11 protein-coding genes are annotated in these 14,282 nt (G+C 39.3%); 9 read left to right on the forward strand and 2 right to left on the reverse strand.

Annotated elements, in window-relative coordinates:
• The first annotated feature begins 73 nt into the window (after positions 1-73).
• From gnd to pgl, 3 genes are all read left to right on the forward strand, one after another.
• Complete coding sequence (gnd, locus tag QOX35_RS04055; RefSeq protein ID WP_283685884.1) at positions 74-970, forward strand: phosphogluconate dehydrogenase (NAD(+)-dependent, decarboxylating); 897 nt, start codon at positions 74-76, stop codon at positions 968-970.
• 89 nt (positions 971-1,059) lie between these two features.
• Positions 1,060-2,595 carry a glucose-6-phosphate dehydrogenase gene (zwf, locus tag QOX35_RS04060; protein ID WP_283685885.1) on the forward strand — a complete coding sequence of 512 codons (1,536 nt, stop codon included), beginning with the start codon at positions 1,060-1,062 and terminating at the stop codon, positions 2,593-2,595.
• Positions 2,592-3,317, forward strand: coding sequence for a 6-phosphogluconolactonase (gene pgl, locus QOX35_RS04065; RefSeq protein ID WP_283685886.1), 726 nt, complete (start codon positions 2,592-2,594; stop codon positions 3,315-3,317). Before zwf ends, pgl begins: the two co-directional genes overlap by 4 nt.
• Before the next feature lie 127 nt (positions 3,318-3,444).
• Here the strand turns inward: pgl and QOX35_RS04070 are convergent, their stop codons facing one another.
• Together QOX35_RS04070 and QOX35_RS04075 are read right to left on the reverse strand one after the other, a co-directional pair.
• Complete coding sequence (locus tag QOX35_RS04070; RefSeq protein ID WP_283685887.1) at positions 3,445-4,959, reverse strand: GH3 auxin-responsive promoter family protein; 1,515 nt, start codon at positions 4,957-4,959, stop codon at positions 3,445-3,447.
• Complete coding sequence (locus tag QOX35_RS04075) at positions 4,956-5,651, reverse strand: Crp/Fnr family transcriptional regulator (protein ID WP_135105280.1); 696 nt, start codon at positions 5,649-5,651, stop codon at positions 4,956-4,958. The genes QOX35_RS04070 and QOX35_RS04075 overlap by 4 nt, the downstream gene beginning before the upstream one ends.
• Positions 5,652-6,262: 611 nt before the next feature.
• On the opposite strand from QOX35_RS04075, the gene tig reads away from it, so the two are divergent.
• The 6 genes from tig to QOX35_RS04105 all read left to right on the forward strand — a co-directional run bounded on the left by tig (position 6,263) and on the right by QOX35_RS04105 (position 14,247).
• Positions 6,263-7,651, forward strand: a complete 1,389-nt coding sequence (gene tig, locus QOX35_RS04080) for a trigger factor (RefSeq protein WP_283685888.1) — start codon at positions 6,263-6,265, stop codon at positions 7,649-7,651.
• Positions 7,652-7,894: 243 nt separating this feature from the next.
• Positions 7,895-8,566 carry an ATP-dependent Clp endopeptidase proteolytic subunit ClpP gene (gene clpP, locus QOX35_RS04085; protein ID WP_006843285.1) on the forward strand — a complete coding sequence of 224 codons (672 nt, stop codon included), beginning with the start codon at positions 7,895-7,897 and terminating at the stop codon, positions 8,564-8,566.
• Between the two features lie 36 nt (positions 8,567-8,602).
• Positions 8,603-9,838 (forward strand): ATP-dependent Clp protease ATP-binding subunit ClpX, encoded by a 1,236-nt coding sequence (gene clpX, locus QOX35_RS04090; RefSeq protein ID WP_135104820.1) that lies wholly within the window; start codon positions 8,603-8,605, stop codon positions 9,836-9,838.
• 89 nt (positions 9,839-9,927) lie between these two features.
• Positions 9,928-12,123, forward strand: coding sequence for a DNA helicase RecQ (recQ, locus tag QOX35_RS04095; protein WP_283685889.1), 2,196 nt, complete (start codon positions 9,928-9,930; stop codon positions 12,121-12,123).
• 3 nt (positions 12,124-12,126) lie between these two features.
• Positions 12,127-12,585, forward strand: a complete 459-nt coding sequence (coaD, locus tag QOX35_RS04100; RefSeq protein ID WP_283685890.1) for a pantetheine-phosphate adenylyltransferase — start codon at positions 12,127-12,129, stop codon at positions 12,583-12,585.
• Positions 12,586-12,651: 66 nt separating this feature from the next.
• Positions 12,652-14,247, forward strand: a complete 1,596-nt coding sequence (locus tag QOX35_RS04105) for a S41 family peptidase (protein ID WP_135104823.1) — start codon at positions 12,652-12,654, stop codon at positions 14,245-14,247.
• Positions 14,248-14,282: the final 35 nt, after the last annotated feature.

The raw sequence follows: 14,282 nt of genomic DNA on the forward strand, positions 1-14,282 counted from the left end.
GATTTGAAAATTAACTTTTCAGGCATTTGCTTGTTTAATTATATAAAATAACAAACGATAATATAAGAATAAGATGAAAATTGGATTCGTTGGATTAGGTAAGATGGGCGGCAAAATGGTAGAACGCCTTTTGAATCATGGACATGAAGTCGTAGTTTATAACCTTACTCAGAAAGAAGTTGATGAGGCAGCCTCTAAGGGTGCTATTCCGGCTACAAGCATAAAGGATTTAGTAAATAAACTGGAAGGACGCAAGCTTGTGTGGCTGATGGTTCCGGCAGGAAAACCTGTGGATGAAAACATTGCAGAACTATTGACGCTACTTAGCCCGAATGATATAATCGTAGACGGAGGAAACAGCTACTGGAGAGAAACTGTAGAGAGAGGAAAGAAAGTAAAAGAAAAAGGAGTTCATTACCTCGACTGTGGTACCAGTGGCGGTGTATGGGGATTACAGAATGGCTACTGTCTAATGTATGGCGGAGACAAAGAGGCTTGTGATTTTGCAGAGCCTATATTTAAAAGTTTAGCTCCCGAAAACGGATATATGCGTTGTGGAGAAAGTGGTGCAGGCCATATGGTGAAAATGGTGCATAATGGCATCGAATATGGTATGATGCAGGCTTATGCCGAAGGCTTTGAGATAATGAAGAACTCACCATACGGGGTAGACTTAGAAAAAGTATCGCGTGTGTGGATGGAAGGTTCAGTCGTTCGTTCATGGTTGCTCGAACTGATCGGTAATGCATTGGAAGGTAACGAAAACCTTGAAGGAATCAAGGATTATGTAGCCGATAGTGGTGAAGGTCGCTGGACAGTACAAACAGCAATGGACTTTGATGTTCCTGCTCATGTTATTACAGCTTCGCTTTTCACTCGTTTCGAGTCACGACAAGAAACTTCGTATGCAATGAAACTTCTTGCTGCCATGCGTAATCAGTTTGGTGGTCACGAAATCAAAAAAGACTAAGCCCCGCACTATCTCCGAGGAAATATTGAAAAGAATATAACGAAATGCTAACTTAAAAACTTCCCTTTTGGGGGAGAATGGAGGGGCTAATGAAATCAAAATCAATACAAGACCAAGCTCTGATTATTTTCGGAGCTTCTGGTGATTTAACATACCGAAAGCTGATACCGGCTATATTTGACTTGCATAAACAAAATTCACTACCCAAGAATTTTGCTGTGCTTGGTGTAGCTCGTAGTCAGTTTACAGACGATACCTTCCGCGATAAGATGAAGGATGGTATCAAGCAGTTTGCATTGGCAAAAGATGCTTTGGATGAAGAAATAGAGCAGTTTTGCCAGAAGTTGCATTATCTGTCAATCAATACAGATGACGGGACAGAATATTCTAAATTGAAGGCACGGCTCGAAGCTCTCGATAAGGAAGAGGGTACAGCAGGTAATTATATATTTTACTTGTCAACGCCACCTTCGCTCTATCCGCTTATACCTAAGTTTTTGGCAGAGCAAGGGTTGAATCAGGAGAATGGTAATTTTAGACGGATTATTATCGAAAAGCCTTTTGGTATTGATCTTAAATCTGCTGTGGAGCTGAATGTTTCGCTTCAGGAAAGTTATGATGAAGATCAGATATATCGTATAGACCATTATCTAGGTAAAGAGACTGTGCAAAATATGTTGGTAACACGTTTTGCGAATGGTATTTACGAGCCTCTTTGGAACCGAAACTATATCAGCCATGTGGAAATAACTGCTGCCGAGAGCATCGGCGTAGAAAACAGAGGTGGCTATTACGATCATTCGGGAGCACTCCGTGATATGGTGCAAAACCACTTATTGCAGTTGCTGGCTTTGGTGGCAATGGAACCGCCAATGTCTATAGACTCTGTTTCGATTCGCAACGAGAAATTGAAAGTTTTTCAGGCTCTACGGCCTATGTCGAACGACGACTTGTTTAAGAATGTTATTCGTGGGCAATACACGGCAGCTAACGTTAAAGGAAAATATGCCAAGGGATACCGTGAGGAAAAGGATGTGGATGCCGATTCCCGTACCGAAACCTATGTGGCTATGAAGCTCTTTATAGACAACTGGCGCTGGGGTGGAGTTCCTTTCTATATACGCACAGGTAAACGTTTGCCGACTCGTGTCTCTGAAGTTGTTATTCACTTCAAACCTGCACCTCAGAAATTATTTCCCGAAAGTGCAGATATGAGTAACGACGAAAATCAATTGGTGATACGTATTCAGCCGGATGAAGGTCTTTTGTTGAAAACAAAGATGAAAGTACCCGGAAGTGGCTATCAGGTTAAGAATGTGAATATGGACTTTCATTATTCACAACTACAGGATACTTATTTGCCTGAGGCTTACGAACGTCTTTTGCTTGATTGTATGGTTGGCGATTCTACGCTGTATATCCGTGGCGATGCTTTAGAGGCTACATGGAAATTTGTACAACCGTTGCTCGACTTCTGGGAGAAGAACCCCGATGCACCCTTGCATGGCTATCCTTCCGGCTCGTGGGGACCAAATTGTGCCGATGAGCTGATTGAGGGTAAAAACCTCACATGGAGATATCCTTGTAAGAACCTGTCTGATGATGGAATATATTGTGAATTATGATAAAAGAAGAGATTAACATTTATTCGGATGCGAAAGCCCTGAGTGAGGGTTTTACGGCATTTTTGCAAAAGTTAATGGATGTATATCCGCGTGTAAACCTTGCATTGTCAGGTGGAACTACCCCAAAAGTGATTTTTGACTATTGGGCAGAAAACTGTAAAGATTCGATCGACTGGCAGCGACTGTTTTTCTTTTGGGGTGACGAACGCTGTGTTCCGCCCGAAAATGTTATGAATAATTATGGAATGACAAAGGATCATTTGTTTGACAAAGTTCCCAAAATTCCGAATAATAACATTTTCCGTATTCATGGCGAGAATGAACCTGAAGAAGAGGCTGAATGGTATAGCAAAATTTTGGAAACAAAAGTTATGCAGCGCCGTAATGCTCCTTGCTTCGAAATCGTAATGCTTGGTTTGGGAGACGATGGACATACTGTTTCTATTTTCCCTGATCAGATATCATTGTGGGATAGTAAAGACTTCTGTGTGATAGGTGAGCATCCTGAAAGCAAAATGAAACGAGTAAGCCTTAGCGGACAGGTAGTGAATAATGCACAGTATGTAGTTTTTCTTGCTACCGGAAAGAACAAAGCCGAGAAGGTAAGAGATATCATTAAAAACAGAGAGCAGTTTCTGGATAAATATCCGGCTGCTAAAGTAAATCCGAAGAAAGGATATCTTTATTGGTTCTTAGATGAGGAAGCAGCAAGTTTGTTATAAACGAAGCATCAAAATATAGATAGTAAGAAGTTATCTCGCATAGAGGTAGCTTCTTTTTTTATATGTTAAAGATGGGTGAGATGGCGTATTGAATAGTCTTATGTTTCTTCTTTTGATTTATATCCGGCTATGAATTCATTGTGTCGCAAAATGAGATTACTTTTTCCAGATAATCCCTGTTGTTCGACAATCGTGGAATTTTGTTCTGACCTCCAAGTTTGCCAATATATTTTAGCCATTCGTTAAAAGTACCTTTCGGTAGGTTTCTTACAATCGGCATATTCAGCGATAAGTTGTATGAACGCTTGGCTTCGTAGTCCGAGTTTACCTTTTTTAGTTCGCTGTCTAATAAACGGGTGAAATCTTCGAGGCTGTTGGGTTCTACGGTAAACTCTATCAGCCACTCATGTGCTCCGTTGTTGTTATCCCCGAAGTAAACGGGGGCGGCTGTATATTCGCTTATTTGTGCGCCTGTGATCTTGCATGCTTCTGCCAGGGCTTTTTCGGCATTGTCTATTATCAGTTCTTCGCCGAAAGCATTGATGAAGTTCTTGGTGCGCCCTGTTATATGGAACAGATAGGGAGTAGTGGACGAAAACTCTATTGTATCGCCTATCATATATCTCCAAAGCCCTCCGTTTGTTGAAATAATTATAGCGTAATTCTGTCTGGTTTCTATTTCATCCAGTGTTAATGTTTTGGGATTTTCTTTGTCCCATTCACTCATTGGGACAAATTCGTAGTAAATGCCGCTATCCAACATTAACAGCATTTCTTTAGAATTATCGGAGAACTGTACCCCAAAGAAACCTTCCGATGCATTATACGTTTCCCAATAGTACATATCGGGCTTTTGTATCAGTTTCTTGTATTGCTCTTCGAATGGAGTAAAGCTCACGCCACCATGAAAGAAAACTTCCAGATTAGGCCATATATCAGTGAGGTCGCGCCCGGTATCTCTCTTTATCTTTTTCAATAAGACGAGTAGCCATGAAGGTACGCCCATAAAAGCCCTCACATCGTTTTTTATAGCATAGTCAGTCAGTGCCTGCAACTTGGTCTCCCAATCGGGTAATAAGGAGATGCTTTCGGGTGTGCGGCTAAGCTTTGCCCAGAAATATAAATTCTTTATAAGGATAGCAGAGATGTCTCCTGTGAAGATGCCGTCACCTATGTTGTTTATTTGCTTGCTGCCGCCTAGTACTAGTGTTTTGCCAAAAAAGAATTTAGCATCCTTATTGGCTTGTGCATAGATAGCAAGCATTTGCTCTCCGCACTTGTAATGCCCTTTGGTGAGTGATTCGTGAGTTACGGGTATATATTTACTCTTATCTTCGGTAGTGCCCGATGACATGGCAAACCAACGTACAGGCTTGTTCCAAAGTACATTTTGTTCTTTATTTACAATGATACGATCCAGATAGGGGCGCAAATCTTCGTAGTGGAAGATTGGAACCTGTTTTCTGAAATCGTCTTTGTTTTTTATAGCCGAAAAATTGAACTGCTGCCCAAAGAATGTTTGCTCACCGTTGCGGAGCAGATATTCCAATATCTTCTCTTGCGTTTCGATAGGTTTGTTGATAAAGCTATCAATCTCTTTGTATCGGTAATCCAGATACTTGTGAGCGATTCGGGTAATCATCCGATTTTACTTATTTTTCGGAGCTTTTCTTCGTCTATAATTTTTATTTTGCGACCATCCAGCGTAATGATATGTTCGTCAACAAACGTTGATAGAGTGCGGATGGCATTCGATGTAGTCATATTTGATAAGTTAGCCAAGTCTTCCCTTGAAAGGTAGATGCTTATTGTAGCACCGTCTTCTTCAAGTCCGTAATTCTCGATAAGGAATATCAACGATTCGGCCAAGCGCCCACGGATATGCTTCTGAGTAAGGTTTACAACCCGCTCGTCTGCTATTCCAAGGTCTATAGCCAATTCTTTTATAAAGAAACTGCCTAATTTAGAATTTGAAGCGACTATCTCGTTGATAAGTTTCATTGGTATGAAACAGATGGTCGAGGGTTCGAAAGCCGAAGCAGCCGTGACATAAGGTTGGTTGGCAAAAAAGGCGCGGTATCCAAAATACTGAGTAGGTCTTATCATTCTGATAATTTGGCTACGTCCGCCAACACCGTCTTTGTATATTTTCACTTTCCCTCTACACAGGCACATCAATTCCATTGGAATTTCTTCTTCCCTGTATATCACTTCATTTTTCTTGAAGTCCATAATTCTCGCATTAGCGGCAATTATAGTTTGTTCTTTGTCATTCAACAGATTCCATATTTCAGGAATACTTTCCGACAAGCTAACAGCATTACTATCTGTCATCATTCAAAACTGATAATGTAAAATATGTTATAAGCAAAGTTAATCAAAAAATATTATAAAACATGTTGCAAAACATCTTTTTAACGCATGCCCCTCTTTTTTATATAATTTTTTTGTACTTGAAAGGTCTTTTGTATACTCAAATATCACGTAATGTGTAGAGTAGGTGGCTTGATATTTTTCTTTTGCTTGGATTTATACTTGCGAAAATGTTTCGTCTGCAAAAAGTAACAAAAGTAACAGGTTTCTGATCTTTTTAAGTGTTACTTTTCGCTTTCCGTTGATGATGGCAAATATTTCTAAGATTAGATAATCTGATATTAAAAAAATAACATCTTCAATTTTATAATTTACAGCTAAGCTCTCTCTTGTTTTGTTAAGTTTTTTGCACTGATATACCTAAATAATTCAGAAAGTATGAATTGTGTAAAAGTTAGTTTGTTAATAAACTATCTAATGTTTTAGTATGTTAAACAAATAAAGTTTTTATATTTCACTTTGAATATTACAATAATAAGACTATTTTTGCACCACCAAAAAATAGAGTGGTGTTTTTACTCCATTTGCATTTCGATTGAAATTTGTAACAATAACTAAATAAACTCGTTAAGATGAATGTATCTCTAACAAATGTAGATAGTGTAAACGCTATATTACAAATAAATGTAACGAAAGAGGATTATCAAGAAAAGCTTGATAACGCACTTAAGACATTCCGAAAAAAAGCTAACATACCGGGATTCCGTCCGGGAACTGTACCTATGGGTATGGTGAAAAAAATGTATGGTAAATCGATTTTGGCAGAAGAAGTAAACAAGCTTGTTGGCGAAAATCTATATAAATATATACAAGACAACAAACTAAATGTATTGGGTGAGCCTCTTCCGAACGAAGAAAAGCAACAACCAATAGATTTCTCACTCGAAGGTGACTATGAATTTTATTTCGACGTGGCTCTTGCTCCGGAAATAAAATTATCATTGACAAAGAAAGATAAAGTAAAATATTATGCTATTGAGGTAGATGAAGAGCTTGTTGATAAACAAATCGCTTCGTACAAAGCTAATTATGGCAAATATGAAAAAATAGAAGAAGGTGCAAAAGAAACAGACCTTATCAGAGGTACAATCTCTGAATTGGAAGATGGTAAGGTAAAAGAAGGTGGCATCTTTGTAGAAGCCGGTATTGTAATGCCTTCGTATATGAAAGACGAAGCAGAGCAAGCTAAATTTGTAGGCGCAAAAGCTGGAGATGTGATTGTATTCAATCCGGGTAAAGCTTACAATGGTAACGAAACAGAAATAGCATCTATGCTTCATATCGAAAAGGATGCAGTAGAAACAATAGCTGCTGAGTTTCAGTTTGCTATCACCGAGATCACTCGTTATCAGGAAGCAGAACTTGACCAAGACTTATTCGATAAAGTTTTTGGTGCAGGCAATGTGACTACCGAAGCTGACTTCAAAGCAAAAGTAAAAGAAACTATCGCAGAGCAGTTTGCACCGGATAGTGACTACAAATTCCTGTTGGATGCGAAAGAACTTCTTGAAAAGAAAACAGGAGATTTGCAATTCCCTGATGCATTCCTTAAAAGATGGCTTATTGCTTCGGGCGAAGAAAGAACTGCTGAATCTGTTGACGCAGATTATCCGAAAATCATAGCAGATCTTAAATTCCACTTGATAAAAGAGCAAATAGCAAAAGATAACGATATCAAGATCGAAAACGAAGATATGAAAATCATTGCTATGCAAGCGGCAAGAGCTCAGTTTGCTCAATATGGAATGATGAATCTTCCTGACGAAATGGTTGAGAATTATGCAAATGATATGTTGAAAAACAAAGACAATGCACGCAACCTGCTCGATCGCGCAATGGAAAATAAGATCATCGACGTATTGAAATCAAAACTTGGACTCGAAGAAACTGTAATCTCGCTTGACGAGTTCCGCAAGTTCTTTGAGAAAGAAGAAGCAGCTGAAGCAGAAACTGAAGCGTAAATGAAAAAAAGATAAAAATAACGGACAGGAAGGATAGTGTTTTCTTTCTGTCCGTTTGTCTTTAACATTATAAATAAGGAAAATACATACATTATTATTCCAGCTTTTCAATTTTTTATTTATAACTTTGTTTATAAGAAATGAGGCTGTGCTATTAGCCTCTTTTTTATGCCTGTACGAGTGGCATGATAATTGTTTATAGTAATAATGGTAAAACATTATTTAATAAAAAAAGAAAATGTTATGAACAATGAATTTAGAAAGTATGCAACGAAGCATCTAGGCTTGAATGGGCTAGCTCTTGATAAATATATCGATATAACAAGCAGTTATATATCACCTACTATTATCGAAGAACGTCAGTTGAATGTTGCTCAGATGGATGTGTTCTCTCGTTTGATGATGGATCGTATTATCTTTTTGGGAACTCAGATCGACGACTATACAGCCAATGTGATACAGGCTCAATTGCTATATCTTGATTCTGCCGATTCGGGCAAAGATATATCTATTTATATAAATTCTCCCGGAGGATCGGTGTATGCAGGATATGGAGTTTATGACACTATGCAGTTTATCAACAGCGATGTGTCTACAATCTGTACAGGTATTGCAGCATCTATGGCAGCAGTATTGCTTGTTGCCGGAGAGAAAGGAAAACGATTTGCGTTGAAGCATTCACGTGTTATGATTCACCAACCGCTGGGAGGTGCTCAGGGACAAGCTTCAGATATCGAGATCACCGCCCGTGAGATTGGTAAGGTGAAAAAAGAACTTTATACTATTATTTCAGACCACTCGGGACAACCATTTGACAAAGTGGCACTAGATTCGGACCGTGACTACTGGATGACTTCGGCTGAGGCTAAAGACTATGGAATGGTAGATGATGTTTTGATGAAAAATAAACAATAATTCAAAAATCAGATTCATTTACTCACAAAAGGATAAATGGCAAAAAAAGATACTAACGGCTATTGCAGTTTCTGTGGCAGAAGTGATAAGGATGTAAATATGCTTATCTCCGGTATGTCGGCTGACATCTGCGATAGCTGTGCTGAACAAGCATATCAGATTGTAAAAGAAAGCGTAGAGGCAAAGAAAACATCTTTGGGTATTGATAAAACTCAATTGCCCGACCCAAAGACGATAAAAGAATACCTTGACGGATATATTATCGGTCAGGAGAATGCCAAGCGCTATCTGTCTGTGGCTGTATATAACCATTACAAACGTATACTACAAGGGAAAGAAGATGATATAGAAATAGAAAAGTCGAATATCATTATGGTTGGCCCTACAGGTACAGGAAAAACATTGTTGGCACGTACCATCGCCAAACTACTGCATGTCCCTTTCGCAATCGTAGACGCAACCGTGCTTACCGAAGCCGGATACGTAGGCGAAGATATAGAAAGCATTCTTACCCGATTGTTGCAAGCCTCAGACTATGATGTGGCAGCAGCAGAAAGAGGGATTGTTTTTATCGATGAAATTGATAAAATAGCCCGTAAGAGCGACAATCCATCAATCACCCGTGATGTTAGCGGTGAGGGTGTGCAACAGGGCTTACTTAAATTGCTGGAAGGTTCGATTGTAAACGTTCCGCCTCAAGGAGGACGTAAGCATCCTGACCAAAAGATGATTGCCGTAGATACCAAAAACATATTATTTGTTTGTGGCGGAGCTTTCGACGGTATCGAAAGGAAGATAGCGCAACGATTAAATACAATGGTTGTGGGTTATGCTTCGTCTAAAAGCAACGCGCAGGTAGACCGTAACAATCTGTTGCAATATGTAGCACCTCAGGATTTGAAGTCTTTCGGATTGATCCCTGAGATTATAGGACGTCTGCCTATTTTGACATATCTTGACGCTCTGGATAGGAGTGCTCTTCGCCGGATACTTACCGAGCCGAAAAACTCTATCATTAAGCAGTATGTCAAATTGTTCAAAATGGATGGCGTTGATCTTACCTTCGAAGATGATGTATATGAGTACATTGTAGATAAGGCAGTGGAATATAAATTGGGAGCAAGAGGATTGAGATCCATAGTCGAAACCATTATGATGGATGCTATGTTTAATATCCCTTCCACAAAGCAGGCTCAACTGCATGTTACTAAAGAGTACGCCGTAGAGCAATTGGAGAACTCACAAGTCGTAAAACTAAGAAATTCATTATAAAGTTTGTTTTTTTGACAAAAAATAGCCTATTTTATATTGGAGAATTAAATTTAGGGGTTTATCTTCGTAATAATTAATAGCCTATTTATATGCCGGATATAGAGGATATATTGACGTGTTCATTGAAAAAGCATTTTGGCTTTGACAATTTTAAAGGTAACCAGAAGGCAATAATACAAAACTTGCTGGATGGAAGAGATACCTTTGTGTTGATGCCTACGGGCGGCGGAAAGTCCCTCTGCTATCAACTACCGGCACTCTTGATGGAGGGAACAGCAGTAATTATTTCTCCCCTGATAGCCCTGATGAAAAATCAGGTGGATGCCATGCGAAATTTTAGTGAAGAGGACGGCGTAGCGCACTTCATGAATTCGTCACTAAACAAAGCTGCGATAGAACAAGTAAAAGGTGATATACTTTCGGGAAAGACAAAACTATTATATGTAGCACCCGAATCTCTTACAAAAGAAGAGAATATAGACTTTCTGCGTCAGATAAAAATATCGTTTTATGCTATCGATGAGGCACATTGTATTTCGGAGTGGGGGCACGACTTCCGTCCTGAATACAGACGTATACGTCCCATTGTAAACGAAATAGGCAAGCATCCTATCATTGCACTTACTGCTACGGCAACACCAAAAGTGCAAATGGATATACAGAAGAACCTTGGAATGGTGGAAGCAGATGTGTTTAAATCATCATTCAACAGGGAAAATCTATATTACGAAGTTCGTTCAAAAACGGATAAAGTAGATAAGGATATAATAAAATACATTAAATCGCAAGGCACAAAGTCTGGAATTATATATTGTTTGAGTAGAAAGAAGGTGGAAGAGTTTGCCGAAATATTACAAACAAATAATATCAATGCACTGCCGTACCATGCCGGACTAGACCCAAGTACACGCTCAGCCAATCAGGATGCATTTCTGATGGAAAAAGTGAATGTAATTGTTGCTACCATTGCATTTGGTATGGGGATCGATAAGCCCGATGTGAGATATGTGATTCACTACGATATGCCAAAGAGCCTTGAAGGATACTACCAGGAAACCGGTAGGGCGGGACGCGATGGCGGTGAAGGAAAATGTATAGCGTTTTATTCATTCAAAGACTTACAGAAACTGGAGAAATTTATGCAGGGTAAGCCCGTTGCTGAACAGGAAATAGGAAAACAGCTACTCCTTGAGACCGCAGCATACGCCGAAACTGCATTATGCCGGAAGAAAGTACTTCTTCATTACTTTGGAGAAGAATATAAAGAGAAAAATTGTGGGAACTGTGACAATTGTGTAAATCCTAAAAAACAAGTGGAAGCTAAAGATTTATTATTGACGGCTATTGAAGCTGTAATTGCATTAAAAGAAAAGTTTAAAACTGATTACGTTATCAATATCTTGAGAGGTAAAGAAACCTCAGAGATAGAAACGTACGGGCATCAGGATTTAGATGTATTTGGATCAGGTGATGATACCGATGATGAAACATGGAACGCCGTTATACGTCAGGCATTAATAGCCGGGTATTTCGATAAGGATATCGAAAATTACGGCTTACTGAGAGTAACCAAAAAAGGAAAAGATTTCTTGAAAAAACCGGCATCGTTCAAGATTACCACAGCAGACGAAGAAGACTTGTCTGATGATGAGAACATGGATGATGTAGTGGTGAAAGGCGGCGGCGGCGGATCGGCAGTAGATCCGGTTTTGTTTTCTATCATGAAAGATCTTCGCAAGAAGATGGCAAAACACAACAATGTTCCCCCATACGTGATATTTCAAGACCCCTCTCTGGAGGCTATGGCTACAATCTACCCGATAACAATGGAGGAATTGCAAAATATTCCGGGGGTAGGAGCAGGTAAAGCAAAGAGATACGGGACAGAGTTTCTTGAAATAATAAAGAAGCACGTTGAAGAAAATGAAATAGAACGACCTGAAGATTTACGTGTAAAAACAGTAGCAAACAAATCGAAACTAAAAGTAGCCATCGTACAGGCTATCGACCGCAAAGTAGCATTAGACGACTTGGCCGAATCGAAAGGAATTGATTTTGCCGAATTGCTGAGCGAAGTAGAAGCTATCGTATTCTCAGGAACAAAAATAAATATAGATTATTTCCTCAGAGAGGTTATAGATGAAGACCATCTCGACGATATATTTGAATATTTTCAAGAAGCAGAATCGGAAGATCTGGAAGCTGCGATCAATGAACTTGGCGAGTATTCTGAAGACGAAATACGCCTTGTCAGGATCAAGTTTATCTCCGATATGGCTAACTAAAGAATGAAGAGAAAAGCAATTTTTCCGGGGACATTCGATCCCTTTACAATAGGACATTATTCATTAGTGAAACGATCTCTCGAATTGGTAGATGAGATCGTTATTGCTATTGGAGTGAATGATACCAAGAAAACTTACTTTCCGCTCGATAAGCGCATAGATATGATCCGTTCTTTGTATACAGAGGACAATCGCATAGAGGTAGGTACTTATGATAGCCTTACTGTGGACTATGCCAAAGAAACAGGATCAAATTTCATAATACGTGGAATCCGTTCTGTAAATGATTTTGAATACGAAAAAACGATTGCCGATATGAACAGGAATATATCGGGAATAGAAACAATCGTACTCTTTACAGAACCGGAACTAACACATATAAGTTCTACTATTGTACGCGAACTGTTGCGATTCGGACACGATGTCAGTCAGTTTATACCCAAAGGTATGAGTCTGGACTGAATAGTGATTAGTTAAAAATCAGATTTAATCAGCGTTAACCGCGATTATCCAAAATGTAATTCTAGTATGAAAAGAGTTCTAATGTCGGTTCTCGGTTTTTTTGTCATTGTTTTGGCCGCCTCTGCTCAGTTTAAGATGAGCGAAGGATCTAAGAAAGTAGCTACAACAATTGCCGTTATTGAGAATATGTATGTAGATAAGGTAGACGACGGCAAATTGGCCGAAGATGCAGTGAAAGCTTTGTTAGAAAAACTAGATCCTCACTCTACATATATCAGTGCCGATGAGGTAAAAGATATGAACGAGCCGCTGGAAGGTAATTTCGATGGTATAGGCATCTCTTTCAATATGCTTACAGATACACTGTATGTTATCGAAGCGCTTCCCGGAGGACCATCCGAGAAGGTAGGTCTTAGGGCAGGAGATAAGATATTGTATGTAGATGATACGCTTATCGCCGGAGTTAAAATGTCTACCAAGGACGTTATGTCTCGTCTTAAAGGGCCGAAAGGAACATCTGTAAACCTAAAAGTACAACGCAAGGGAATAGCTGATTTACTAAGCTTTAAGATTATTCGCGACAAAATTCCTATCTATAGTATCGATGCCACTTACATGGTAGATAAAACGACCGGATATATACGTATTATAAGATTTGGAGCAACCACTACCGAAGAATTCAGAAAAGCGCTTCAGAAGCTTAAAGAAAAGGGTATGGAGAATCTTATTCTCGACCTGGAATATAATGGCGGCGGATACATGGCTCCGGCTACTGAAATAGCTGATGATTTTCTGGATGCAGGCAAGTTGGTTGTATATACCGAAGGCTTACGTCAGCCGAGAAGGGATGAAGTTTCCACAGCTAAAGGCGCATTCGAGAAAGGACGTCTTGTAGTACTTATCAATGAAGGTTCTGCTTCGGCTAGTGAAATCTTGTCAGGAGCCGTACAAGATTGGGATAGAGGTGTGATTGTAGGTCGTCGCAGTTTCGGGAAAGGACTTGTTCAACGACAAATACCGCTTCCTGACGAATCGATGATAAGGCTCACTGTTGCCCGTTATTATACTCCTACTGGACGCTCTATACAAAAACCGTATACAAAGGGAGATATTATGTCATACAATCTGGATGTAATAGAACGCTATAATAAAGGCGAGATGATGCATGCTGATAGTATACATTTCCCTGACTCATTGAAATATACAACTTTGCTGAATCATCGTACGGTATATGGCGGAGGAGGTATCATGCCCGACTATTTCGTGCCTGCCGATACAACTTTTGCATCTGAATATTACCGAAAAATTTGGAATAAAGGCATAACGCTGCGCATAGCTTATAATGAAGTGGATAATCACAGGACTGAGATTTTACAAAAATATCCTACAGCTACTGATTTCTACAAGCAATATCAAGTTTCGGACGAGATTATGAATAAGCTTATAGCAGCAGGAAAAGATGAAAAAGTGGACTTCGATGAGGATGGATATGAGAAGTCGAAAGAAACACTCAAGCGTCAGATAAAAGCATATATAGCACGTGATGTATATGATACGGAGACGATGGTGAGGGTATTCAACGAAGATAGCGAAACCTTTAAGAAAGCATACGAGATTATACGGAATGAGAAAATGTATAACGGATTGCTCAAAGGTAAATAAGAAATAAAATAAAAAAGAGCTGTATTCAAAATGCA

The sequence above is a fragment of the Dysgonomonas sp. Marseille-Q5470 genome (assembly GCF_951230145.1).
Taxonomy (GTDB): domain Bacteria; phylum Bacteroidota; class Bacteroidia; order Bacteroidales; family Dysgonomonadaceae; genus Dysgonomonas.